The sequence below is a fragment of the Pseudoxanthomonas sp. genome, assembly GCF_035999195.1.
In the GTDB taxonomy this organism is placed as follows: domain Bacteria; phylum Pseudomonadota; class Gammaproteobacteria; order Xanthomonadales; family Xanthomonadaceae; genus Pseudoxanthomonas_A.
Genome location: NZ_DASYGY010000009.1, coordinates 699,346 through 723,062, shown reverse-complemented (window position 1 = coordinate 723,062; position 23,717 = coordinate 699,346). Strand labels below are relative to the sequence as shown.

Annotated in this window: 20 protein-coding genes; 8 read left to right on the top strand and 12 right to left on the bottom strand. The window is 70.1% G+C overall.

Features of this window, described 5'->3' with window-relative positions; translation table 11 throughout:
- Window position 1: 1 nt before the first annotated feature.
- The 5 genes from VGN58_RS10515 to VGN58_RS10495 form a co-directional block, all read right to left on the bottom strand.
- Window positions 2-370, bottom strand: coding sequence for a hypothetical protein (locus tag VGN58_RS10515; protein WP_327483191.1), 369 nt, complete (start codon window positions 368-370; stop codon window positions 2-4).
- Window positions 371-441: 71 nt separating this feature from the next.
- The gene (locus tag VGN58_RS10510) at window positions 442-2,220 is read right to left on the bottom strand and encodes an ABC transporter transmembrane domain-containing protein (protein WP_327483190.1); all 1,779 of its coding nucleotides are present in this window, start codon (window positions 2,218-2,220) and stop codon (window positions 442-444) included.
- Between the two features lie 109 nt (window positions 2,221-2,329).
- Window positions 2,330-2,917 carry a YigZ family protein gene (locus tag VGN58_RS10505; protein ID WP_327483189.1) on the bottom strand — a complete coding sequence of 196 codons (588 nt, stop codon included), beginning with the start codon at window positions 2,915-2,917 and terminating at the stop codon, window positions 2,330-2,332.
- Window positions 2,914-4,044 (bottom strand): hypothetical protein, encoded by a 1,131-nt coding sequence (locus tag VGN58_RS10500; protein ID WP_327483188.1) that lies wholly within the window; start codon window positions 4,042-4,044, stop codon window positions 2,914-2,916. Before VGN58_RS10500 ends, VGN58_RS10505 begins: the two co-directional genes overlap by 4 nt.
- 2 nt (window positions 4,045-4,046) lie before the next feature.
- Window positions 4,047-4,697 carry an RNA polymerase sigma factor gene (locus VGN58_RS10495; protein ID WP_414710778.1) on the bottom strand — a complete coding sequence of 217 codons (651 nt, stop codon included), beginning with the start codon at window positions 4,695-4,697 and terminating at the stop codon, window positions 4,047-4,049.
- 166 nt (window positions 4,698-4,863) lie between these two features.
- Here VGN58_RS10495 and VGN58_RS10490 point away from each other — a divergent pair, with 166 nt between their 5' ends.
- Complete coding sequence (locus VGN58_RS10490) at window positions 4,864-7,770, top strand: bifunctional diguanylate cyclase/phosphodiesterase (protein ID WP_327483187.1); 2,907 nt, start codon at window positions 4,864-4,866, stop codon at window positions 7,768-7,770.
- A gap of 81 nt (window positions 7,771-7,851) precedes the next feature.
- On the opposite strand, the gene VGN58_RS10485 is transcribed toward VGN58_RS10490, so the two are convergent.
- The 3 genes from VGN58_RS10485 to xseA all read right to left on the bottom strand — a co-directional run bounded on the left by VGN58_RS10485 (window position 7,852) and on the right by xseA (window position 11,491).
- Complete coding sequence (locus VGN58_RS10485) at window positions 7,852-9,627, bottom strand: VWA domain-containing protein (protein ID WP_327483186.1); 1,776 nt, start codon at window positions 9,625-9,627, stop codon at window positions 7,852-7,854.
- Window positions 9,628-9,733: 106 nt separating this feature from the next.
- Window positions 9,734-10,078 (bottom strand): ribonuclease E inhibitor RraB, encoded by a 345-nt coding sequence (locus tag VGN58_RS10480; RefSeq protein WP_327483185.1) that lies wholly within the window; start codon window positions 10,076-10,078, stop codon window positions 9,734-9,736.
- A gap of 84 nt (window positions 10,079-10,162) precedes the next feature.
- The gene (gene xseA / locus VGN58_RS10475; protein WP_327483184.1) at window positions 10,163-11,491 is read right to left on the bottom strand and encodes an exodeoxyribonuclease VII large subunit; all 1,329 of its coding nucleotides are present in this window, start codon (window positions 11,489-11,491) and stop codon (window positions 10,163-10,165) included.
- 118 nt (window positions 11,492-11,609) lie between these two features.
- Here xseA and VGN58_RS10470 point away from each other — a divergent pair, with 118 nt between their 5' ends.
- The 4 genes from VGN58_RS10470 to VGN58_RS10455 all read left to right on the top strand — a co-directional run bounded on the left by VGN58_RS10470 (window position 11,610) and on the right by VGN58_RS10455 (window position 16,368).
- On the top strand, window positions 11,610-12,893 hold the full coding sequence (locus tag VGN58_RS10470; protein WP_327483183.1) for a sialidase family protein: 1,284 nt from the start codon (window positions 11,610-11,612) through the stop codon (window positions 12,891-12,893).
- 63 nt (window positions 12,894-12,956) lie between these two features.
- A complete protein-coding gene (locus tag VGN58_RS10465; RefSeq protein WP_327483182.1) occupies window positions 12,957-13,370 on the top strand; it encodes a DUF2946 family protein in 414 nt (137 codons plus the stop codon).
- A 65-nt stretch (window positions 13,371-13,435) separates the two neighbouring features.
- Window positions 13,436-15,637, top strand: a complete 2,202-nt coding sequence (locus VGN58_RS10460; protein WP_327483181.1) for a TonB-dependent receptor — start codon at window positions 13,436-13,438, stop codon at window positions 15,635-15,637.
- Between the two features lie 65 nt (window positions 15,638-15,702).
- Window positions 15,703-16,368: a hypothetical protein gene (locus VGN58_RS10455; RefSeq protein ID WP_327483180.1), complete on the top strand. Its 666-nt coding sequence runs from the start codon at window positions 15,703-15,705 to the stop codon at window positions 16,366-16,368.
- Between the two features lie 3 nt (window positions 16,369-16,371).
- Here the strand turns inward: VGN58_RS10455 and VGN58_RS10450 are convergent, their stop codons facing one another.
- Both VGN58_RS10450 and VGN58_RS10445 read right to left on the bottom strand, forming a co-directional pair.
- Window positions 16,372-16,926: a response regulator transcription factor gene (locus VGN58_RS10450; RefSeq protein WP_327483179.1), complete on the bottom strand. Its 555-nt coding sequence runs from the start codon at window positions 16,924-16,926 to the stop codon at window positions 16,372-16,374.
- A gap of 13 nt (window positions 16,927-16,939) precedes the next feature.
- Window positions 16,940-18,175, bottom strand: a complete 1,236-nt coding sequence (locus VGN58_RS10445; protein ID WP_327483178.1) for an ATP-binding protein — start codon at window positions 18,173-18,175, stop codon at window positions 16,940-16,942.
- A gap of 96 nt (window positions 18,176-18,271) precedes the next feature.
- On the opposite strand from VGN58_RS10445, the gene ispG reads away from it, so the two are divergent.
- Both ispG and VGN58_RS10435 read left to right on the top strand, forming a co-directional pair.
- The gene (ispG, locus tag VGN58_RS10440) at window positions 18,272-19,537 is read left to right on the top strand and encodes a flavodoxin-dependent (E)-4-hydroxy-3-methylbut-2-enyl-diphosphate synthase (protein ID WP_327483177.1); all 1,266 of its coding nucleotides are present in this window, start codon (window positions 18,272-18,274) and stop codon (window positions 19,535-19,537) included.
- Window positions 19,538-19,541: 4 nt separating this feature from the next.
- A complete protein-coding gene (locus tag VGN58_RS10435; RefSeq protein WP_327484627.1) occupies window positions 19,542-20,216 on the top strand; it encodes a phosphatase PAP2 family protein in 675 nt (224 codons plus the stop codon).
- Window positions 20,217-20,313: 97 nt separating this feature from the next.
- Here VGN58_RS10435 and VGN58_RS10430 read toward each other — a convergent pair whose 3' ends face one another.
- Entirely contained in the window at window positions 20,314-20,922 is a 609-nt protein-coding gene (locus VGN58_RS10430; RefSeq protein WP_327483176.1) for a hypothetical protein, read from the bottom strand.
- Between the two features lie 55 nt (window positions 20,923-20,977).
- Window positions 20,978-22,393, bottom strand: a complete 1,416-nt coding sequence (locus tag VGN58_RS10425) for a pectin acetylesterase-family hydrolase (protein WP_327483175.1) — start codon at window positions 22,391-22,393, stop codon at window positions 20,978-20,980.
- Between the two features lie 378 nt (window positions 22,394-22,771).
- On the opposite strand from VGN58_RS10425, the gene VGN58_RS10420 reads away from it, so the two are divergent.
- Window positions 22,772-23,713, top strand: coding sequence for a DedA family protein/thiosulfate sulfurtransferase GlpE (locus VGN58_RS10420; protein WP_327483174.1), 942 nt, complete (start codon window positions 22,772-22,774; stop codon window positions 23,711-23,713).
- Window positions 23,714-23,717: the final 4 nt, after the last annotated feature.

Genomic DNA, 23,717 nt, shown 5'->3' with positions numbered 1-23,717 from the left:
GCTAGCGCAGGTCCGGCGGCGCCGCGGCCTGGGCGGCGCGCGCGATCCCGCGCTTGATCCGCCACTCGGCGAAGAACGATGCCGAGATCAGGGCCGTGCCCAGCAGGCCCAGCCACTGGAACCACGGGTTCTCGAACACCTTGTCGGCCAGGTCGTTGTCCCGCATCTGCAGGCGCAGCAGGCGGATCTCCGCGGTGAGCGCGTCGACCCCGCCGGCGCCATCGGCGGCGGCCTCGAACGGTGCTTCCGTTGCCGCCGCGGGGGCGTCGTCGGTGGCGTTGCGTTCCACCACGACCACCAGCGCCGAGGTGAGCAGGATCAGCGCGGTACCCAGGCCGCGCAGCAGCGGCGGCAACGCGTCGGGAATCATGCAGGGGCTCCGGCCGGGGACCGTCGCATGCTAGACCACGCGGCGCGCGGCACCAACGGCGCGCGGCGTGCTCAGTCGAGGAACTGCAGGCGGGCCAGTTCCGCGTAAAGGCCATCCTCCGCCAGCAGCTCGTCGTGCGTGCCCTGCGCCACGATCCGGCCACGGTCCATCACCACGATCCGGTCCGCCTTCAGGACGGTCGCCAGGCGGTGCGCGATGACCAGCGTGGTGCGACCGTCCATCAGGCGCTCAAGCGCATGCTGCACGGCGCGCTCGCTCTGCGCGTCGAGCGCGCTGGTGGCTTCGTCCAGCAGCAGGATGGGCGCGTCCTTGAGCAAGGCGCGTGCGATGGCGATGCGCTGCTGCTGGCCGCCGGACAGGCGCGCGCCGCGTTCGCCGAGCTGGCTGTCGAAGCCGTCCGGCAGTTCGCGGATGAAGTCGTCGGCTTCGGCGGCTTCCGCCGCGGCCTGCAGCTCGGCGTCGGTGGCGTCGAGCTTGCCGTAGCGGATGTTGTCGGCCGCACTGGCGGCGAAGATGGTGGGCTGCTGCGGGACCAGCGCGATGTGTTCGCGCAGCTGCGCGGGATCGAGTTCGCGCAGGTCCACGCCGTCGACCTGCACGCTGCCGGTATCGGCATCGTGGAAGCGCAGCAGCATCGAGAACACGGTGCTCTTGCCGGCGCCGGACGGACCGACCAGCGCGACGGTTTCGCCGGGACGCACGATCAGGTCGAAATCGTCGAGCGCGGGCAGGTCCGGGCGCGACGGGTAATGGAACGACACGTGGTCGAAGCGGATCTCGCCTCGCACCGGCGTCGGCAACACGCGTGGCGCCGACGGTGCGCGGATCGCCGGGGTCTCCCCGAGCAGTTCGGCGATGCGGCCCATGCCGCCTGCCGCGCGCTGCAGTTCGTTCCAGACCTCGGCCAGGGCACCGACCGAACCACCGCCGATCAGCGCGTACAGGACGAACTGCCCCAGCGTACCCGCCGTCATCGTGCCGTCGATGACGTCGTGCGCGCCCGACCACAACACCAAGGTGATCGCACCGAAGATCAGCGTGATCGCCGCCGCCGTTACCCACGCCTGCGCACGGATGCGGCGGCGCGCCGTATCCACCGCGATGGCGATCGCATCGCCGAAACGGCCGCGTTCGTAGGGTTCGCGCGCATGCGCCTGCACCGTACGCACGGCGCCCAGCGTTTCGCTGGCCAGCGTGTTGGCGTCGGCCACGCGGTCCTGGCTGGCGCGCGAGGCCTTCTCCAGCCGGCGCGCGCCGAGCACGATCGGCAGCACCGCCAGCGGAATCCCGATCAGAGCGAAGGCCGCCAGTCGCGGGCTGGTGACGAACAGCATCGCCAGACTGCCGATCACGGTGACGCTGCTGCGCAGGGCGACCGACATGCTGGTGGCCACCACGGTGCGAAGGAGTTCGCTGTCGGCGGACAGGCGCGAGACGAGCTCCCCGCTGCGGCTGCGGTCGTGGAATTCGGCGTCCAGGCCGATCAGATGACCGTAAAGCTGGCCGCGCAGGTCGGCGACCACTTTTTCGCCCAGCAGCGACACGAAGTAGAAGCGCGCGGCGCTGGCCAGCGCCAGCACCACCGCGACGACGAACAGGAACAGGAAGGCGCGGTTGATGTTGGCGCCGTCGGTGAACCCGTTGTCGATCATCTGCCGGAAGGCGACCGGCAGGCTCAACGTCGCCGCCGACGCCAGCGCCAGCGCCAGCAGCCACGCGGTGAACAGCCCGCCATGCTGGCGCACGAACGGCCACAGCGCGCGCAGGGTGCCCAGCTTCGGTTTCGTTTTGGCGGCGGTGCCGTCCTGTGTCTCGATCTGCGCGCTCATGGGAATCCGTGCTCAAAGCGGTTGTGGAAGAGGCTTCAGCCCCGACCAGGCCGCCATGCTCCTGTCGCACCGGAGCCCCTTCCACAAACACCTGCCGCAGCCCGGACGATCACGCGGGATCGATCACACGCACCCGGTTACGGGTGGCGTCGCGCAGCTGGGATTTCAAGGCGTCCACGCGATCGGCGCGCAATTGCACGAGCAGGCGCGCACCGGTTTCGTCGAAGCCTTCGTCCTGTTTCGTCGCCTGATGGGCGGCGAGCGCGGCATGCACGTGGCCCAGATCATCGAACGGGCAGGCCAGTTCCAGCGTCGCCTGGGCAACGAGCGGCTCACGCGGCGCCAGTCGCAGGCACTCCGCCGCCGCGCCGCCATACGCGCGCACCAGCCCGCCGGCACCCAGCTTGATGCCGCCGTACCAGCGGGTCACCACCACCATCACGCGGTCGACGCCCTGGCCATCGATCGCGGCCAGGATCGGCCGGCCGGCGGTGCCGGAGGGTTCGCCGTCGTCGTTGGATCGGTATTCGTCGCCGATCCGGTACGCCCAGCAGTTGTGGGTGGCGGCCGGGTCGCCGATCTCGCGCAGGAAGGCCAGTGCCGCGTCGGCGCTGTCGACCGGCGCGGCCTGGGCGAGGAAACGGCTGTGCTTCACCTCCAGCAGCTGCGAGGCGCGTGCGGCGAGGGTCTCGCTCACGGGTTGCCGAGCAGCGGGCGCAGGTCGTCCGGCACGCGCTGGAACGGATGCTCCTGCACGAACAACTGCAGGCTGCGCAGGGCGTTGGCGTCGTCGCCCAGGTCGCGGCGCAGGCGGATGCGGTCCAGCCATTCTTCGGGCGGCAGTCGCGTGTCCGCGTCGACCGGCACCTGCAGGTCGGTGCGACGCAGTGCGTTGCGCGCCGCGCTGGGCTGGATGCTGCCGGCGCTGGCCGCTGGCGCAGGAGGAGCAGGGGGGGCTGCAGGAGGCGCAGGTATCGACGTGATCTCGGCCGCCCTGGCGCGGCGTTCGCGCGCACTCACCCGACTTCCGGTCACCGTGACGGCGTCGAGCGTGCGGCTGTCTTCGGCCTTGGCGGCCGCATCGCGCCGCGCTTCGTCGTAGCGGAGCCGTTGCTCCTGCTCTTGCGGAGTCGCCGCGCGGTATTGCATGCGTTCGCGCTGTGCGGCCTCCGGCACGGCCGCCGCGGCGGGAGCGGGAGCCGACGGCAGATAGGCGTCGGCATCCACCGGGAACGCCTGCGGCGCCGCCTCGGCGGCGGCGGGCGCGGGCGGACTGGGTGGTGCCGGCGGAATGATCGCCAGCGGGCTGCGCCTCGGTGCGGGCTCCTGGCGGGCGGCCGCCTCGGCGTTCTGGCGTGCCGGCCCCGACGCGGTCGCCGCGCGTCCGACGGGCGGGGGTGGCATCACCTTGGCGGCCATCGGCGCAGGCGCCTCCTCGGCCACCATCCTCGCGGGAGGACTGTCGGTGATCGGCACCGGCGCCGCAGCATCGGCTGCGGCGACGTCCACGTTTCCTGCGGGCACACCGGCCGACGCGGACGTATCCGTGGGTACTTCGCTGGCGACCGGCACGTCATGCATCGGCCGCAGCTGCCAGGCGATACCCGCGGCGAGCAGCACCGAGGCGGCCACCCCCATGCCCAGCGGCCAGCGACGACGCGTGGGCGGGACCTGGCCACCACCTGCCGGGGCGGCCTGCACCGCCGCGCGCGCGGCACCGAGGATGCGCGCATCCAGGTCGGGCGACGGACCGCCATGCGGTCCCAGCCGCGACAGCGACTGCGCGAGGGCACGCTCTTCGGGGGTCAGGGGCTCGTGGGGCATGCTCATTCGTTCAACCTCGTCCGCAACCGGTCCATCGCATACCGCAGGCGCGACTTCACGGTCTCCCGGCCCACGCCGGTGATCTCGCCGATCTCCTCCAGGGTCAGTTCCTGCTCCAGCCGCAACAGCAGCACCCCGCGCTGCTCGGGCGGCAATTCGTCCATGGCCAGCTGCAACCGCCGCCGCTGCTCGAACTCGGACAGCTGCCGCTCCGGCGTGTCCGGGTCCGGCACGCGCGCGGTGCGCTCCTCCGCATCATGGGGCGCCGCGGGGCGGTGTTTCGATGCGCGCCAGTGGTCGTTGAGGCGATTGTGCGCGATCCGGTACAGCCAGGTCCCGAACGCCGCGTCCGGTTTCCAGCCCTCGCGCGCCGCGATCACGCGCTGCCAGGTGTCCTGGAAGAACTCGTCGGCCAGCGCCGCATCGCGCAGGTGCCGCAACAGAAAGCGGTACAGCGGGCCGCGATGGCGGGCGTAAAGCTGCTCGAAGGCCGACGCGTCACCGGCCGCATAGGCGAGCATCAGGGTTTCATCGGCGGGTTCGGCAAGGTCGTTCACCGCCGCCAGCGTAAGCGGTCCCCGAGCGCCCGTGAAGACGGGACCGGAGACGTCGACCGCCGCGTTCATGCATTCCCGGCCGCGTGCGGCGGTCACGGGCACGAGGAAACCGGCAGTGGCGAGGGGAGCGAGCACAGCCATGGCGAACGTCCGGGCGGTGGCGCAGGGGTTGCCGGCGGCGTTTCCGTTCAGGGGGTGGCAGGCGGTATGCTCGCTGCTGGGGACTCCGGATATCGCACACCGACTCGGTCGGACCACGGTCATGCCTACGCCATCGATCAGCGCCGACAATCCGGACCGCGTGGACGCCTCCCCGGCGGACCACCTCGTGCGCGTGCTGGGCGGCATGCTGCCGGAGGGCGCGGAACTGGCGGTGTGCTGGCGCGACTGGGCCCTGGGCAACGGCGGTGGTGCCACGCCGAACGCGCCGGCCTCGTTGCGTCGCCTGGCCGAGCATGCGCTTGCCGACGGCGGGGTCGGGCACGACGGCCCCGAACTGCGCGTGCATGCCTGGGACAATGCCGACGGCAATGCCCGCGTGGCGCTGGCGCTGGCGTGTCCACAGCCGTTGGCGGAGGCCGAGGAAGCGTCCTGGGTCCTGCTGGCGCGCACGTTGCTGGTGACCTCGCTGGACGCGGCGCGCGCGCAGGCGCGGGTGGTGTCGCTGGAGAAGTCCAAGCGGCTGCAGCAGGCGCTCTACGAGATCGCCGACCTGGCCGGTGCCGACCTGGAAATGCCGGAGATGCTCCGCCGCATCCATGCGGTGGTGAACTCGCTGATGTACGCGGAGAACTGCTACATCGTGCTGTACGACGATCAGCGCCGCACCGTGCGCTTCCTGTATTTCGCCGACCAGCGCGATCCCTACGTCGCCGAGCCCGAGCGCGAATTCGGCGAGGAGGAAATGGCCAACAGCATGACCTTCGCCCTGCTGCGCCACGGCCAGCCGCTGCGCGGGCCATCGGCGGTGATCCGGCAGAAGCTGGGCGTCGTGCGCGATCCCTCGCATGGCCCGGACAGCCTGGACTGGCTGGGCGTGCCGATGCGCCGCGACGACCGCGTCTGCGGCGCCATCGTGGTGCAGAGCTACGACGCGCCGGCCAGCTACGCCGACGAGGATCGTGCGCTGCTGGGCTACGTGGCGCAGCACATCCTCACCGCGCTCGACCGCAAGCACGCGCATGTCGAACTGGAGCATCGCGTGGCGGTGCGCACGCACGAACTGCAGCGCGCCAACCGCGAGCTGCAGGCCGAGATCATGGAGCGCAAGCGTGCCGAAAAGCTGCAGCGCGCGCTGTTCCGCATCACCGACCTGGCCATCACCTCGGAAAGCCTGGAGCGTTTCTACGCGGACGTGCACGTGGTGGTCGACGAGCTGATCGACGCGCGCAACTTCTACATCGCGCTGGTCTCCGACGATGGAGAACAGCTCAACTTCCCGTATTCGATCGACGAACGCGACCCGATGCGCAAGGCGCGGCGGCTGACCAACGGCCTGACCGAGTACGTCATCGCCACCGGTCGTCCGCTGCTGGCCGATCGCGCGCTGATCGGCCAGCTGGCGGAAGAGGGCAAGCTGTCGCAGCACGGTCCGCCGGCCCACAGCTGGCTGGGCGTGCCCCTGTTCCGCGGCGAGGACGTCGTCGGCACGGTGGTGGTGCAGAGCTATTCCGAAGAGGTGAAGTTCACCTCGCACGACCAGAACCTGCTGACGTTCGTGGCCCACCACATCGGCAACGGCCTGGACCGCCAGCGCGCGCAGGAGCGGCTGCGCAGCGCGCACGCCGAGCTGGAACGGCGCGTCGACGAGCGTACGCGGGAGCTGGCCGAGGCCAACCATCAGCTGCGCGCGCAGATCGGCGAGCGCCTGCGCATCGAGCAGCAGCTCACCCACCAGGCCACGCACGATGCCCTGACCGGCCTGCCCAACCGTCCGCACCTGCTGGACCGGTTGGCCGCCTCCATCGAGCGCGCAAGGCATGGCGACGGCCAGGCGTTCGCGGTGCTGTTCCTGGATCTGGACCGCTTCAAGCTGGTCAACGACAGCATGGGCCACGCCGCCGGCGACGAACTGCTGGTGGAGGTGGCCCGCCGCATCACCATGAGCGTGCGCGACGAGGACGTGGTGTCGCGCCTGGGCGGCGACGAGTTCGCGCTGCTGGTCGAATACGCCGAGGGCGTGGAGAACGTGCGCGATTTCGCCCAGCGACTGCTCGCCGTGCTGGGCTTGCCGATGTGGGTGGGCGGGCGCGAACTGTTTCCTTCGGCGAGCCTGGGCATCGCCGTCTGGCATCCGCGCTACCGCAACGGCGAGGAACTGCTGCGCGATGCGGATGCGGCGATGTACCGGGCGAAGGAGCAGGGTCGCGACCGCTGCGCCATGTTCGACGAGGCGATGCGCGAAGCCGCCATGCAGAGCCTGGACCTGGAAGCCGACCTGCGCCGGGCGATCAATCACCGCGACTTCCTGCCGTTCTACCAACCCATCCGCCGCATGGACGACGGCCGGGTGATAGGCCACGAGGCGCTGCTGCGCTGGCAGCACGAACGGCGCGGCCTGCTGCTGCCGGCCGAGTTCATCGGCGTGGGCGAGGACAGCGGGCTGATCGAACAGGTCGACTGGCTGCTCTACGAGCAGGTGGTGCGGCAGATCGCGCGCGGCGTGGAGGGCTACATTTCGGTGAACGTCTCGCCGCGGCATTTCCGGTCGCCCGATTTCGGCGACCGCCTGCTGGCGATGTTCGAGGCGCAGGGCGCCGATCCGTCGCGGCTGCGGCTCGAGATCACCGAAGTCGCGCTGCTCGACGATGCGCCGCGCACGCTGCGCATCCTGCGTACGCTGCGGCAGCACGGCATCCTCGCGCAGCTGGACGATTTCGGCACCGGCTTCTCGGCGCTGTCCTACCTGCACCGCTTCCCGATCTCGGTGCTGAAGATCGACCGCAGCTTCGTCTCCGGCCTGGGCAACGAAGCGCGGCCGGAAAGCCTGGCGCTGGTGCGCGCCATCCTGGCGCTGGCCAGTACGCTGGGCATCGAGACGATCGCCGAGGGTGTGGAGACGGAAGAGCAGCGGCAGGCGCTGTTGGACCTGGGATGCCACCTCGGCCAAGGCTACCTGCTGGGTCGGCCCGCGGCGCAGATGGACGCGATCGTCGCCGACGTGGCGTGAGGATATCGGCCTGGGCGGCATCGGTCGGCTGGGCTGCTGACGTATGAAGGGGTCCGTCCCTGGACCACGGCCGCATCGACCTTACTCGCCTGCGATGGCGGGCGTATCGCCCCGTACGGCGACCAGCCGCTCGGCCTGGTCCACCATGCCGACGAACTCCGCCTTCAGGCCATGCGGATCGCGGCCGCTCGCCGCACGCGCCGCCATCGCCACGTCGTTCCAGCTCCAGCCGTCGATGCGCCTGCCACCGCGCAGCAGGTCGGCATAGGCCGCCACCGCGGCGGCGAAGCGGAACGCATCGCTGGGTTTCGTGGTCAGCGATGTCCGTGTGATCGGTGTCTCGATCAGCCGGCTGCTGTCCTGGCCGGGCAGCTTGTAGCGCAGGCGCACATGCGCGACCTCCTCGGTCGACGCGCCTGCGGCGACCTGCTTGCCGCCGTAGCGCAGCGCGGGGAGTCGGTCGGCGCCGTTGCCGGTCGGCGTGATCTCGTACAGCGCGGTGACTTCGTGGCCCGCGCCGATGTCGCCGGCATCGACCTTGTCGTTGGCGAAGTCCTCGTTAGCCAGCACGCGGTTCTCGTAGCCGATCAGGCGGTACTCGGACACCACCGCAGGATTGAACTCGACCTGGATCTTGACGTCGCGGGCGATGGTCAGCAGCGTGGACTGCATCTCGTCCACCAGTACCTTGCGGCCTTCCTGCAGCGTGTCGATGTAGGCGTGGTTGCCGTCGCCGACGTCGGCCAGCTTCTCGGCCAGCGCATCGTTGTAGTTGCCGGTGCCGAAGCCGAGCGTCGTCAGCGCGATGCCGGAGGCGCGCTGGTCGGCGACCATGGTTTTCAGCGCATCCTGGCTGACCGTGCCGACATTGAAATCACCATCGGTGGCCAGGATCACCCGGTTCACGCCGTCCCTGACGAACGCCTGCTTCGCCATCGCGTAGGCGAGGCGGATGCCGTCGCCGCCGTTGGTGCTGCCGCCGGCCTGCAGGCGATCCAGCGCGGCCAGAATCTCGTCATGCTGGTTGCCGGGCGTCGGCGGCAGCACCAGGCCGGCCGAACCGGCATAGACGACGATGCTGACGCGGTCTTGCGCACGCAGTTGCGGAACCAACTGGGCGAAGGACTGCTTCAGCAGCGGCAGCTTGTCCGGCGACTCCATCGAGCCCGAAGTGTCGAGCAGGAACACCAGGTTCGCCGGCGGCAGCGTCGCCTTCGGCACGTCGTACCCCTTGATGCCGACCATCAGCAGCTGGCGCTTGGCGTTCCACGGCGCCGGCGAGAGTTCGGTCGTGACATTGAACGGGCGGCTGCGGTCGGCGGGCGCGGCGTGGCCATAGCGGAAGTAGTTGATGAACTCTTCCGCGCGCACGGCATCGGCCGGCGGTCGCTGGCCCTCGCGCAGCATGCGGCGCACGTTGCTGTAGCTGCCGGTGTCGACGTCGACCGAGAAGGTCGAGACGGGCTCGTCCAGCGTCCGGCGCACCGGATTGTCGTCGCGCTCGGCGTACCTCTCGGTGTTGGCCGGATTGGCCTGCGGAACGATGGCCACGTTGGCGATGCGGTACTCCTGGGTCATCACCGGCGCGGGCGGTGGAGGCGGCGATGCGGGTGCGTAGGCATGGCCGGTCGCCATCGCGGCTTTGGCCTGCTCGCTGCGCAGTCGGGCGCCCGTGACGACCACACGGTCGAGCGTGGCCTGTTCGCGATGCGCAACGGCTGCGGCTTCCTTGGCGACGTACGCATCAGTCGCCGCGGTGGCTGCGTCGGTCTCGGGCGATTGCTCGGCGGTGGGATTGGACTGGCAGGCGGCCAGCAGGGCGGTGGCCAGCAGGGTGACGGTCAGACGGTGCGACATGGCGTGACTCCGTGTGTTGGGCAGGGAGTCGAACGCGTGGGGCAGTGGAACGGGGTTGAAGGCCTGGCGCGATTCCTGGCGGGCGCGCCACAGGGGCGAGCCTCCGTCAGTCGATCGCGCCTACATCCATGCCGTCGTAGGCATCCAGGCCGTGCGCCTCGGCGAATCGGTACAGCGCCTGGTTGCGCTCGTGCAGGCTGTCCGGCGTATGCACCTCGGTCTTCTCGACATGCAGCCACCACAGGTCGGGATCCTTGCGGTGGTCCTTGTCTTCCAGGTACAGCGCGATCACGCGATAACCCTGTTCCTGCAGCAGCGGGACGACCGCCTCCAGCGGCGCGCGCGAGCCATGGGTGAAGAAGTAGCCCCACACCAGCGGCTTGCGCAGGTCCCAGGCCGTCTCCCGGGCCATGTTGTCGAACATCTCGACCAGTTGTTCGCGGGTGATCATGGGGCGTACTCCGGGCAAGACGATTGTTCGTGGGGAGTGGGCTGATACGAAGAGAGTGCAAGAAACGGGGTTGCCTCGATACCGCTATTCCGCCCGTAGCTTCATCCGGCCATCGGCGACCTGCGCTTCCAGGCGATCGCCGGCCTGCACCTGCGCCACCGAGCGTACCAGCGTGCCGTCTTCCTTGGTCACCAGCGCGTAGCCGCGGGCGACGGTTGCGAGCGGACTGACCGCTTCGAGCGAGCGGGCGAGGGCGCGCAGGCGCAGGGCGTCGCGCTGAAGGGTGCGTGCGACGGCGGCCTGGGGCCGTGGCGCGAGCGCAAGCAGGCGCGTGCGCAGCTGTTCGAGGCGACGTTGCGGTGCATGCGCGCGAAGGACGGCATCGGCATGTCGGAGTGCGGCCAGGCGACGGGCCTGTTGGTGCCGCCACAGGGCATGCAGGCGGCGTGCGGCGTCCTCCTGCCGACGCCGGAGTGCGTCCAGTCGCGACTGCGGACGCTGCGCATTCAAACGCAACGCGGCGCGGTCGGCACGCTGCATGGCATTGCGCAGGCGATGCGCCTGGTTAGTGGAGAGACGGCGTTGCAGCCCCTGCACGCGTGTCAGCAGGTCGCGCCGGTCCGGGACCAGGAGTTCGGCGGCGACGGAGGGCGTCGGCGCACGCAGGTCGGCGGCGAAGTCGGCGAGGGTGAAGTCGGTTTCGTGGCCGATCGCGGACACGACGGGAACAGCCGAGGCGGCGATGCCGCGCGCCAGTCGTTCGTCATTGAACGCCCACAGATCTTCCAGCGAGCCGCCGCCGCGGGCGACCAGCAGCACGTCGTAACGGCCGCTGCGCGCGGCGCGCTGCAGCATGTCGACGATCTGCGCTGCTGCGGTCTCGCCCTGCACCTGGATGGGCAGCACGTCGACCTCCAGCAGGGGGAAACGCCGCTGCAGCACGCTCAGCACGTCGCGCACCGCCGCACCGGTGGGCGAGGTCAGCACGGCGAGGCGCCGCACGTGGGCGGGCAGGGGGCGCTTGCGGGTGCCGTCGAAGAGCCCTTCCGCCGTCAGGCGGGCCCTCAGTTCCTCGAACGCGCGGCGCAGGGCGCCTTCGCCGGCTTCCTCCAGGCTGTCGATGACCAGCTGGTAGTCGCCGCGCGCTTCGTACAGGGTCAACCGGCCGCGCGCGAGCACGCGCAGGCCTTCGCGGGGCGCGAACTTCAGCCATTGGCTCTTGGGCTTGAACATCGCGCAGCGCACCTGGGCACGTGCGTCCTTCAGGGTGAAATACAGGTGGCCGGAGGCGGGACGGGTGACATTGCCGAGTTCGCCTTCCACCCACACCAGCGGAAACGCGCCCTCCAGCAGGTCGCGCGCCAGCGTGTTGAGCTGGGTGGGCGTGAGGATGTCGCGTGCGGTGTCGGTCATGGTGCAAGGATAAACGCTGGCGTCGGCCGTCGCCGCGAAGGCCTGCGACAGGCGGTCGCAGGCTGCCGGTCGCGTTCCGTGGTGGAATGGCGAGGTCCTGATGGCCGGAATCGTCCGCATGCCCGTGTCCCGCTGGTCCCGCTCCATCATGCCGATGCTGTTCATCGCGCTCGCGGCCTGTTCGCCTGAGGATGCGCCTTCGTCGGCTGCGTCGGCATCCGCGCCCCTCGTGGAGCCGTTGCGCCTGCCATCGCCCCCCGGTGCCGCACAGCCTGACCTGGTCTCCACACCGAACGGCGCGCTGCTGTTGAGCTGGATCGAACCGATGGACGGGGCCGGCCATCGCCTGCGCTTCAGCCGACGCCCCGCACAGGCTGCGGACTGGGAAGCGCCGCGCACGATCGCCGAGGGTGCGACGTGGTTCGTCAACTGGGCCGACACGCCGCACGTGTACGCGCTGCCGGACGGCTCGCTGTGGGCGCACTGGCTGCGCAGCACCGGGCCGTCGCGGATGGACTACGGCATCGACCTGGTACGTTCCGCCGATGGCGGCGCGACGTGGAGCGCACCGCAGCTGGTGCATCCTGCGGGAACACCGGGCGACCACGGCTTCGTGACGTTCTGGCCGCAGGCGCGCGACCGGCTGGGCATCGCCTGGCTCGACAGCCGGCAGAAGGCCGCGTCCGGACATGCCGGCCACGACGCCGACGGCCACGACCACGCAGGCGGTGCGGCGATGATGCTGCGTGCGGCGACCTACGATGCGCAGGCGAAGCAGGTGGGAGAGTGGCCACTGGACACCTCAACCTGCGACTGCTGCACCACCTCGTCCGCAGTGACGGATCGTGGCGTGGTGGTCGTCTATCGCGGCCGTGGCGATGGCGAGATCCGCGATACGCGCATCGTCCGCTTCGATGGTCAGCGCTGGACGCCGCCCCGCGACGTGCATGCGGATGGCTGGCAGATCGCCGGTTGCCCCGTCAACGGACCGATGGCGGTGGCGGACGGTGCCACGGTCTGGGTCGCGTGGTACACGGAAGCCGGCGGCATGCCGGAACTGCGTGCGGCACGTTCGGACGACGCCGGCGATACGTTCGGCACGCCGGTGACGCTGGCGAAGGGCATGCAGGTGCTGGGTCGCCTGGGCCTGGTCCACGGCGATGGCCACCTGCTGGTGAGCTGGCTGGAGCAGGCGCAGGACGAACGCCAGACGCTGGTACTGGGGCGCTACGACCCCGCCTGGGGCGGGGCGCAGCGCGTCGAGGTCGCGACCCTCTCCGCACGCGGACGCGCGAGCGGCATCCCGCGACTTCAATGGCACGACGGTGCCGCCTGGCTGGCGTGGACCGATGTGGCCGGTGAAACGCCGCGGCTGCAAAGCGCGCGCGTCGTGTTCCGCTGATGCGTACGGGTGCGACACTTCGTCGCGTCTGATCTTTCCGGCCCTCCCGCTTAAAATCACGCGGTGATCCGTTCGCATGCCTTCCTCCGACCGATGCTGCAGCTCGCCTTGCTGGCCGCGCTGCTGATGGCCCTTGCGCCGTCGGTGACGCGGTGGGTGACCGCCACGGGATCGCAGGTGCTGGCCGGCTGGACCGAGCTGTGTACGACCGATGGCATCAAGTGGGTCGATACGCGGACCGAATCGCCGGTCGCCAAGGCCCCTTTCGGCAAGGTGCCGTCCCCCGCCGGCATGACGATGGGTGCCGACTGCGCGTACTGCACGCTGTCCGCGGCATTGCCGTTGCTGCTGCTCTGCATCGCGCTGCTGTTCCCGCGCGTCTCGGGCGGCCTCCCCGTGGGACGGCCGGCGCTTCCACGCGTGGAGCGACTGCGCCTGCGCGGCCTTGGCGGACAAGGGCCGCCCGTCCTGCTCTGAATCACAAGACCCCTGACTGACGACCTTGCGGCCCGTGCGCCGCGTCCTTGTGCTTTGGAGTGTCCATGTTCCTGTCTTTCCGGGCGACGCCGCGTGCGTCCTGCCTGTCCGTGGCCGTTGCCGCAGCCCTGTCCTTTCCGTCGTTCGCCTTCGCGGCGGACCCCGTCGCGTTGCCCGAAGGCTCCCGCGCCACCCAGCTCGACACGGTCGAGGTCAAGGGCCACCGGGCCGGCCTCGAGCAACTCGCCGGCACCGGTACCCGCCTGTCGCTGACCCTGATGGAAACCCCGGCGTCGGTCACCGTCATCGACCGCGATGCGCTCGATGCGCGTGGCGTACGCACCACGCAGGAAGCGCTGGCCGGCATTCCCGGCCTCACCGTCGCGTCGCCGCCGGGCAACGGCAATGCGGTGACCTACCGCGGCTTCTCCGGCAGCCAGATCACCCAGCTGTTCAACGGCATCGACGTGCAGTACGCCAGCATCGCCGCGCGCCCGGTGGATGCCTGGCAGTACGAGCGGGTGGAAGCGATCGGCGGGCCGTCGAGCTTCCTGTATGGCGCCGGTGCGGTCGGCGGCACGATCAACTACGTCATCCGGTTGGCGCGACTGGACCGCGACGAAGCCGCCGTGCAGGCGTCGTGGGGTTCGTTCCGCGACGGCACGCTGGCGATGGGGGCCAACCTGCGCATCGGCGGCGACGAGGCGCGCCAGGCCGTTCGCGTGGATGCGAGCGCGCGCGATGGCGAGAGCTGGATCGACGGTCAGGAGCGCGAGGGCTCCACGCTGGCGGCCTCTTGGCTGGTGCAACTGGCGCCCACGCTGCGCCACACCCTGGCGGTGGAGGTCCAGCAGGAGGACAACCATCGTCCGTATTGGGGCACGCCGGTGCGCCAGCCAGCGACCGGTCGCCTGTCGGTGCTGCCGCAGACCATCGGCCGCAACTACAACGTCGCCGACGGCTACTACGGACAGGACGTGCGCTGGGCACGGTCGCTGCTGGAATGGACGCCGGGTGAGCACGACACCGTGCGCAACACGGTCTACCGCTACGACGCGCTGCGGGATTACCGCAACGTCGAGAGCTATCGCCTGACCGCCGGCAACGACGGCGTGATCCGTTCGGGCACGCTGCTGCAGCGGCACGACCAGCAGGTCTACGGCAACCGCCTGGAATGGAGCCATGACGGCACGCTGTTCGGCCTGCCCACGCGGTGGGCCACGGGCCTGGATGCCAGCTACAACCGGCAGACGCGTTTCCCGTTGTCGCTTTCGGCCACCGTGGACACGGTACCGATCGACGCCGTCACGCCGGGCCGCTTCCTGGACGTGCCCGGCACCGCGATCGTCTACACGCCCGACCGCAACAACCGGCTGCACACGCAGGCCGTCTACGCCGAGAACCTGACCGAACTGACGCCGTCACTGTCGCTGCTGACCGGCCTGCGCCATGACCGCATCGTGCTGGACGTGGTGAACCATCGCGCGGTGAGCGCCGCCAATCCCGCCCGATTCGAGCGCGAATACTCGCCCACCACCGGACGTGTCGCGCTGAACTGGGCCATCACCCCGCAGGCCAGCGTCTACGCGCAGTACAGCACCGCCGCCGATCCGCCGGCAGGGATCCTCAGCACCGCGAACTTCGCGACGCTCCGCGACTTCGACCTGACCACGGGTCGCCAGGGCGAGGTCGGCGCGAAGTTCCAGTCGCGCGATGCACGTAACTTCGCGACGCTGGCGGCATACCGCATCGTGCGCCGCAACCTCGCCATCACCGATCCGGCCAACCCCGGACAGACGCTGCCGGTCGGTCAGCAGTCGTCCCGCGGTATCGAAGCGACGTTCGGCTGGCGTCCGCTGGAGGCGTTGAGCGTCGAAGGCAATCTGGCCTGGGTCGATGCGACGCTGGACGACTTCTACGAGAACGTCGGCGGCTTCCCGGTGTCGCGCGCGGGCAACCGGCCCACCAACACGCCCTCGCGCGTGGGCAACCTGTGGGTGGACTACGCCTTCACGCCACGCTGGTCTGCCGGCATGGACGTGCGCGGCGTGTCGTCGCGCTACGCCAACGCCGCCAACACGCTGGCGACGGCGGGCTACGCCACTTGGGGCGCACACGTGGGCTTCAAGTGGAACGCCAGCACGGAACTGACCCTGCGTGGCCGCAACCTCGGCGACCGCACCCATGTGGTGTACGCGCTGGGCAGCACGATGGCCTATCTCGGCGATCCACGCAGCTGGGAGCTCGTGCTGCGCAAGATGCTCTGATGCGGCATGCGGCGATGGCATGGAGTTCGGTAAGGTAGCGGCCGGACATCCGAAGGACTCCTGCCATGCGCGGTCTCGATTTCAGTTCATGGCAGGGCCTGCTGACCACGCTGGCGGGGCTGGCGCTGATCACGGTGATCGGCGTCGGCATCCGCCTGCTGGTGATGCAGACGGTGCAGGAGCGGCGGGCGCGCGAGAACCGCCAGATCAACGAGCGCCTGCGTACGCTGATCGCCGCCTACAAGGTGCTGGGTGGCTCGTTCACGGGTGCGCTGGAGGTCGATCCGCGCCACCTGCGCGAGTTGCGGGCACAGGCGCGCGAAGCCGGCGACGACGCCTTCGACGAGGGCAGCGACCGTGCCCGGCGTATCCGCGATGCGGTCGAGGCCGCCCTGTCGGACATCATCCTGCTGGGCACCGACGAGCAGGTACGGCTGGCCGCGCAGGCCGCCGCCGACCTGGCGGCGGGTCGTCCCATCCATACCGATGCGCTGGTGGTGTCGCTGCGCGATTTCATCCGCAGCGTGCTGGACCTCGAACCGGTTCCGTCGTCGCTGCCGATTCCCCGCCAGGGGCCGGCGCGGCCGGTCGCCTCCAAGGGCAAGGGCGAGGGGGCGAAAGGCGAGGGACGCCAGGGCGGTGGCGGCGGTGCGGGCGGTGCCGGCATGGGCGCCGGTGCGGGGATGGGCATCGGGTCGGCGGCCGATGCCGACCGCGATCCCGCGCGCTGACGCTTACTCGTCGATCCAGCGCCGCTCCGGCCCGGGGCGCTTGGCCAGCTTGCGCTGCAGCGAACGCCGGTGCATGCCCAGCAGGCGTGCGGCGGCGGAGATGTTGCCTTCGGTCTCCGCCAGCGCCTGCTGGATGTGCTCCCACTCCAGCCGGCTGAGCGGCGTCATGGTGTCTTCCGTGGTGTCGGCGTCGTCGGTGGGCGCCAGCGGTGCCTCCAGGCCCAGGGCGCGGAGGATGGTCGGCACGGTGGCGGGCTTGGGCAGGTAATCGTCCGCGCCGCGCTTGATCGATTCCACCGCCGTGGCCACGCTCGCATACCCGGTCACCAGCAGGATCCGCATGTCGGCACGCAGTGCGCGCAGCGGTTCGATCAGGCTCAGTCCCGAGTCGGCGCCCAGCTTCAGATCGACCAGGGCGAAGTCGGGCCGGTACTCGCGCGCCTTCGCCAGCGCGCTGGCGGCGTCCAGCGCGATCTCGGTCTCGATGCCCTTGCGCGCCAGGCTGCGCTGCAGCGTGCGCGCATACAGTTCGTCGTCGTCGACCAGCAGGCCTTTCATCGGATGCCTCTCATCAGGAAGTTTCGTCGTGCGCCGCCATCGGCAGGCGGAACTGCACCTGCACGCCCTTCGGCGGCACGGCGCGCATGGTCATGCGCCCGCCCAGCCGTTCGATGGTGGCGTGCGAAAGCGCCAGCCCCACGCCCATGCCTTCGGGCTTGCTGGTGCGGAAGAGTTGTTCGGACTGGAACGGCAGGGCTTCGTGGAAACCGTTGCCGTAATCGCGCACGGTGCCGACCAGTTCGTCGTCTTCGCAGCGCAGGTCCAGGTCCACACGCTGCGAGCCGGCCTGGCGGCTGGCGTCGGCCGCATTGTTCAGCAGGGCCTGCAGCAGGTGGCCGGTGGAGGCATCGGTCGCCAGCCACGGCGGCAGCGCGCCGGTGCGCTGCAGTTCCACGGTGGGACGGATCAGCTGCCAGCGCTGCACCACGTCGTCCAGGTCCACCCGCTGCCGCACGCCCATGTCGGCCGATGCGGCGAGCGCGCGTACGCGGTCGCGGCAGACGTCGATCAACTGGCGCAGGGTGCCGGCGTCCTCGCGGATCTCGGGTTCGGCCGCGTGCTCGCGGATGTCCTCGGTCAACAGCGTCATCGTCGCCAGCGGGGTGTTCAGTTCGTGCGCGACGGCCGCGGCGTGGGTGGCCAGCGCCACGATGCCTTCGTTGCGCGCGAAGCGCTCGCGCAGGCGGGCCAGTTCCTGTTCGCGCAGGCGCAGCGCGGCGACCAGGCGCGTGGAGAAGTACAGCACCACGGCCGCCGACAGCACGAAGTTCACGCCCATGCCCCAAAGGTGCACGTTGAAGGCGTCGTCGTGCAGGTGCGGCAGTGGGCGGCCGAAGATGGCGGTCAGCACATAGCCCAGCAGGCAGGCCACGCCGGTGGCGATCACCCAGCGCAACGGCAGCGCCAGCGCCGAGACCGCGATCAGCAGCAGGAACATCGAGCTGAACGGATTGCCGATGCCGCCGCTCCACGACACCAGCCAGGACAGCACGGCCACGTCGACCAGCATGTGGGCGAAGGCTTCGGCGGCGGTTTCTTCGCCGGGCCGGTGGCTGCGCCAGGTGGCGTAGACATTGAACAGCGCCAGCGCGCCGATCCCGCCCCACAGCGGCCAGCGCGGCAGGTCGATGCCGAGCGGGCCGAGCGCCACCAGCACGGTCACCGCCTGGCCCACGATCGCCACCCAGCGCAGGTTGCACAGCGTGCGCAGGAACGACGGCGACAGGGTGAGCAGGGTATTGGGCATGGTCACATGCTAGTGCAAGCGTGCGCGGCGGGCCTGCGGCATGGCGTCGCAGGGGCGTGCACGGGGCCGGCCGGTGGCCCACGCTACAATGCCGCCATGCACGACGCCGTCACCCGCCCCACGCCCCCCACCGACGCCGCGCCCTGGCCGCGCCGCATCACCCAGGCCGTCCAGATCGGCAACACCATCGTCGGCGGCGGCCGTCCGGTGGTGGTGCAGTCGATGACCAACACCGACACCGCCGACATCGCCGGCAGCGTGAAGCAGGTGGCCGATCTCTGGCGCGCCGGTTCGGAAATGGTCCGCCTGACCGTCAACAATCCCGAGTCCGCCGCCGCCATCCCGCGCATCCGCGAGAAGCTGGAGATGATGGGCATCTCGGTGCCGCTGATCGGTGACTTCCACTACAACGGCCACCAGCTGCTGGCGGGCGAGCCGGCCTGTGCCGAGGCGCTGGCCAAGTACCGCATCAACCCGGGCAACGTGGGCTTCGGCAAGAAGAAGGACACCCAGTTCGCCCAGCTGATCGAGTTCGCCATCCGCTACGGCAAGCCGGTGCGGATCGGCGCCAACTGGGGCTCGCTGGACCAGGCGCTGGCGGCGCAGCTGATGGACGAGAACCACGCGCGCGAGACGCCGTGGGACGCCGGGCGCGTGCTGCGCGAGGCGCTGATCCGCTCGGCGGTGGATTCCGGCGAGCGCGCCGTCGAACTCGGCCTGCCGCGCGACCGCATCGTGCTGTCGGCCAAGGTCAGCGGCGTGCAGGAACTGATCGCGGTCTACCGCGACATGGCCAGCCGTACCGACTTCGCCCTACACCTGGGCCTGACCGAGGCCGGCATCGGCAGCAAGGGCATCGTGGCGTCGAGCGCCGCGCTGGCGGTGCTGCTGCAGGAAGGCATCGGCGACACCATTCGCATCTCGCTGACGCCGGAGCCGGGGCAGTCGCGCACCCAGGAAGTGATCGTCGCGCAGGAACTGCTGCAGACCACCGGCCTGCGCGCGTTCACGCCGATGGTCACCGCCTGCCCGGGCTGCGGCCGCACCACGTCCGAGTTCTTCCAGGAACTGGCCAAGGTCGTGCAGGAACACGTGCGCGGCAAGATGCCCGAGTGGAAGGTCACCCATCCCGGCGCCGAGAACATGACGCTGGCGGTGATGGGCTGCGTGGTCAACGGTCCCGGCGAATCGCGTCACGCCAACATCGGCATCTCGCTGCCGGGCACGGGCGAGGCACCGGCGGCACCGGTGTTCGTCGATGGCGAGAAGAAGGTGACGCTGCGCGGCGACAACATCGCGCAGGAGTTCGTCGCGCTGATCGACGACTACGTCGAGGCGAAGTACGCGCGTGCGGGCGGCTGACACGCTGGCGAACGGCCGGCGCTTCATCGCCGGCCTGTTCCGCGAACATGGCGGGCGGCTGGTCCTGCTGTTCCTGTGCCTGCTGGCACCGTTGTGGCTGTTCGTCGAACTGGCGGACGAAGTCCATGAGCTGGAAGACTTCTACTTCGACGATGCCTTGCTCTGGCAGGCGCATGCGCTGTCCGGCCCGACCCTGGACCGCTTCTTCGTGGTGGTGTCGGCGCTCGGCTACCAGTGGGGCGTGGTGCCGGTCGACATCGCGCTGACGGCTGCCCTGCTGGTCGCGCGTCGCTGGCGCGAGGCGACCTTCGCCGGCGTGTCGTTCGCCGGCTCGGCGCTGCTCAACATGGCGACCAAGCAGTTCTTCCAGCGCGACCGGCCCACGCTGTGGGAATCGATCGCGCCCGAGCACACCTTCAGCTTCCCCAGCGGCCATGCGATGGGCTCGGCGACGCTGGCGATGGTGGTGGCGCTGCTGTGCTGGCATACACGCTGGCGCTGGCTGGCGGTGGTACTGGCCACGCTGTTCGCGCTGCTGGTGGGCGCCTCGCGCATCTACCTGGGGGTGCACTATCCGTCCGACATCCTGGGCGGTTTCGCGGCGGGCATCGCGTGGGTATCGGGCGTGTACCTGGTGCTGTTCCGCATCCGCGAGCGGCCGTGGCAGGTGAAAGGCTAGGGTTCCTGTGGGAGCGACGTCAGTCGCGATGAGGCTCTACGGGTGCTCTATCGCGACTTACGTCGCTCCCACATCTTTCCCATGATGCTTCGGGCCTTCACGGCGCGTACGCCCGCTCGCGTTCTTCCTGCAGTCGCTGGCGCAGGTACTGATCGCGGGTGAGGCCGGCCGGCACCGACGTCATCGCCATCACTTCGGCCACCACCTGCGCCTCGCGCGTCTTGTAGGCCTGGAAGCGGGGATCGTTCGCCTGCTGCGCGGCGAAGGCGGCCATGCGCCGGTCGGCGTGTGCGCGATAGCGGTCGGCGATCACGGCCACCTCCGCCGCTTGCTGCGCCGGGTCGTCCACGGTCGCCTTGACCAGCGCGGTCCGCAGCAGCACGGCTTCGCCGGCGGACAGGCCGCCTTCGGCTTCGTACCGATCGATCTGGCGCGTCAGCGCTTCGGCGCGTTCGCTGCGCTCGACGGCGCGCAGCGAGGCGGCACGGGCGAAGAAGTCCTTCGCATCCGCCTCGAAGCGCTGGCGTTCGCGGTGCTGCCGCGCCTGTGGCGTGGCCTGCAGGGACGCCAGGGGCGAGGACACGGTATCCGCGGCGTCCATCGACGATGACGGTGCGATGGGCCTGCCGGGCTCGTCGCGCGTCCACCAGACGATGGCGGCGACGAGCACCACGCAGGGCACCAGCAGCGTCAGCCATTTCTTCATGCAGAACCCCGTGTATGCCGGGACCGTCGAAGCACGACGGCCCCGGACCTGGACCTCACCCCAGCAACTGGTCCACCAGCCAGTACAGCAGGTTGAACGGCTTGGCCTTGTCGGCCATGTCGTCCTGCTCGCTGGCATCGAGCACCTTGCCCTGGCCGTCGAGCACGCTGTCGATGAAGTGCTTCAGTTCCAGGTTCTGCGCCTGCACGTCGGCATTCTTGAAGTCGACGATGGTGGTGCAATGGCTCTCGTTGAGCGCGCGGTACTGCGGGAAGTAGCCGCCGACGTTGTTCAACCCGTTCAGGCGGTCGCGCAGGCGCGCGGTGTCGGTGTTCCAGCGGGCATGGATGCGGGCTTCCTTCGTCGCCTGGTCCGGTGCGTTGGCGATGTCGGGATAGAAGCGCTCGTACGAGTACGAGGAGTAGTTGAGGTCCTTCCAGAAGTGCGTGTGGCCGAGGCGGTCGTTCGCATACTTGCTGGACAGCGCCGGATACAGGCTGCCGAGTTCGTCGAGGTCGAACTGCGGCAGGCCGCTGGCGAGGTAGGGCAGGGGACCGTTCGGCTGGTCCAGGCCCCAGGCGCTGCGGATCAGCGCCATCAGCGGCTGCGAGGGATACTCGACCGGATTGCCGTTCTTCGGCGTGGGGAAGATCGGGCCGGAGTCATCGATCAGGAAGCTGCGCGTGGGCGCCAGGTCGCGCCGCAGCGGGTGGTAGCTGGTCAGGCTGCCCGCGCCGCCGGCGCTGCAGCCGGTGGACAGCATCTGCGTGGGCCGCGGCAGGTTGTCCTTCAGCCAGCTCACCACCGCGCGCACGTTGCGCGTGCCGTTGTGGTGCCAGACCAGCGGTGCGTTCTGGCCGCTCGGATCCTCGTACACCGCCACCTTGTCGCCGCTGTAGATGTCGCCGGTGCAGTAGGGCACGTAGACCATGTTCCAGCCCTGCGTCTTGACCGACTCGAACGGACTGACGCGGGTGACGAACGGGCTGACCAGGCTCGCGCCCGGATTGAGCAGGCTCATGTAGTCGTCGGGAATGCCGTTCGGGTTGCGCGCGCCGCGGATGCCGCTCTGGCCGCTGCAACTGGCGTAGTCCCAGCAGGCGCCGCCGCCTTCCATGTAGATGATGGTGTTGCGCGTGTCGGCCACGCGGTTGACGAAGAACTTGAACGGCGAGCCGTCGCCGCACACCGCGCCGGTCGAGGGCGCCAGCTGGATGGTCTGCCACGCGTCGTAGCGGCCCGGCTGGAAGCCGTCGTTGAAGCCGGACGGATTGGACAGCAGCGGATAGTGGCCGGTGCGCTGCGCGGGCGTGACCTTGTTGTCCGCCTTGGGTGGCGACACCAGGTTCACCAGGGTCTGCCAGAAACTGTAATCGCCTTCCTCCGCTTTCAGCGGGGCGGCGACGGCGAGCGTGAAGGCTGCGGCGGCGAGGGCGAGCGGCAGGCGAGGGGCACGTACGGGTGCAACCATGATCGGATCCTCCGGCGAGAGTCAGGCGGGACGTTCAACGGGATGGACTGCCTGGGCGTGCGGCACCCGTGGGGGCGGCCACCGTACGAAGGCGGATGGTCGTGGCTCGGTCGCGCGCAGGGATTAAGTGCGCGTGATGGCGCCCGCTTTGGCTGCCTTCGCCCCCGGTATTGGCCGCGATGCCCCCCGTCCCGGGCGCTGCGGGTACCCAGGTAAACGGAGCGATCCCGCGTCGCAGCACGCACGCGCGATCTGGTACAGGCGTGCGCCAATGCGACCGGGCAACGCATTGTTGCGGACCGGCGCCTTGCCGTCGCGCGGACATGGATCGAACATGCCCGCTCGCCGCGCTGTGCGGCCGCTGCGACGGGGATCGCGATGCAGGACGTGGTGGACCAATATGGCGTGCTGCTGGTGTTCGCCAACGTCCTGGCGCTGTCGCTGGGCCTGCCGGTACCGGCCATGCCGACGCTGATCCTGGTCGGCGCCGGGCTGGCGCTGCAGCCGGAGGCGATGTGGCTGCCGCTGCTCGGCGTGCTGGCGGTGTCGGTGGCCGCCAGCCTGATCGGCGACAGCGTGTGGTTCTTCGCCGGTCGCCGCTACGGCAACCGCACGCTGCAGTCGCTGTGCCGGCTGTCGCTGTCGCGCGACACCTGCATGAAGCGCACCGAGCGCTTCTATGGCCGCTTCGGCATCCGCGTGCTGTCGGTGGCGAAGTTCATTCCCGGCCTGTCGATGGTCTCCGTGCCGCTGGCCGGCGCCATGCAGGCGCGGCTGCCGCTGTTCCTGCGCTACGACGGACTGGGCGCGGCGTTGTGGGCGGCGCTGGGACTGGGGCTGGGGGTGATCTTCTCGCGCCAGGTGGAGACCGTGCTCGACGCCCTGTCGCAACTCGGTACCGGCGCCGGCGTGGTGATCGGCCTGGCGCTGGCGGCCTACGTCGCGTGGCGCTGGTGGCGCCGGCGCGCGCTGCTGAGATCGCTGGAGTCCGCACGCATCGAGCCGGTGGAACTTGAGGCGCTGCGCCGGGCCGGACAGTCGCCGGTGGTGTTCGACATCCGCGCGCCCGGCTTCCGCGAGGTGGACCCGTACGTGATCCCGGGTGCCGTGTTCGCCGACGAGCGCGAGCTGGGCGGTATCCTGGCCACGTATCCGCGCGAGGGCAAGGTGGTCATCTACTGTGCCTGCCCGGACGAGGTGTCGGCGGCGTGGATGGCGGGCAGGCTGCGCGCGGCCGGCTTCCGCGACGTACTGCCGCTGCGCGGGGGCATCGACGCGTGGCGCGCGCAGGGATACGGCGTGGAGCCGCTGACCGGCTGAGCCG

Coding starts and splice junctions, on each gene's coding strand:
- VGN58_RS10510 (WP_327483190.1), bottom strand. CDS start 2,220: ATGAGCGCGCAGATCGAGACACAGGACGGCACCGCCGCCAAAACGAAA.
- VGN58_RS10500 (WP_327483188.1), bottom strand. CDS start 4,044: ATGCCCCACGAGCCCCTGACCCCCGAAGAGCGTGCCCTCGCGCAGTCG.
- VGN58_RS10425 (WP_327483175.1), bottom strand. CDS start 22,393: ATGGTTGCACCCGTACGTGCCCCTCGCCTGCCGCTCGCCCTCGCCGCC.
- VGN58_RS10480 (WP_327483185.1), bottom strand. CDS start 10,078: ATGATCACCCGCGAACAACTGGTCGAGATGTTCGACAACATGGCCCGG.
- VGN58_RS10430 (WP_327483176.1), bottom strand. CDS start 20,922: ATGAAGAAATGGCTGACGCTGCTGGTGCCCTGCGTGGTGCTCGTCGCC.
- VGN58_RS10445 (WP_327483178.1), bottom strand. CDS start 18,175: ATGCCCAATACCCTGCTCACCCTGTCGCCGTCGTTCCTGCGCACGCTG.
- VGN58_RS10420 (WP_327483174.1), top strand. CDS start 22,772: ATGCAGGACGTGGTGGACCAATATGGCGTGCTGCTGGTGTTCGCCAAC.
- ispG (WP_327483177.1), top strand. CDS start 18,272: ATGCACGACGCCGTCACCCGCCCCACGCCCCCCACCGACGCCGCGCCC.
- VGN58_RS10490 (WP_327483187.1), top strand. CDS start 4,864: ATGCCTACGCCATCGATCAGCGCCGACAATCCGGACCGCGTGGACGCC.
- VGN58_RS10450 (WP_327483179.1), bottom strand. CDS start 16,926: ATGAAAGGCCTGCTGGTCGACGACGACGAACTGTATGCGCGCACGCTG.
- VGN58_RS10515 (WP_327483191.1), bottom strand. CDS start 370: ATGATTCCCGACGCGTTGCCGCCGCTGCTGCGCGGCCTGGGTACCGCG.
- VGN58_RS10460 (WP_327483181.1), top strand. CDS start 13,436: ATGTTCCTGTCTTTCCGGGCGACGCCGCGTGCGTCCTGCCTGTCCGTG.
- VGN58_RS10470 (WP_327483183.1), top strand. CDS start 11,610: ATGCCCGTGTCCCGCTGGTCCCGCTCCATCATGCCGATGCTGTTCATC.
- VGN58_RS10485 (WP_327483186.1), bottom strand. CDS start 9,627: ATGTCGCACCGTCTGACCGTCACCCTGCTGGCCACCGCCCTGCTGGCC.
- VGN58_RS10455 (WP_327483180.1), top strand. CDS start 15,703: ATGCGCGGTCTCGATTTCAGTTCATGGCAGGGCCTGCTGACCACGCTG.
- xseA (WP_327483184.1), bottom strand. CDS start 11,491: ATGACCGACACCGCACGCGACATCCTCACGCCCACCCAGCTCAACACG.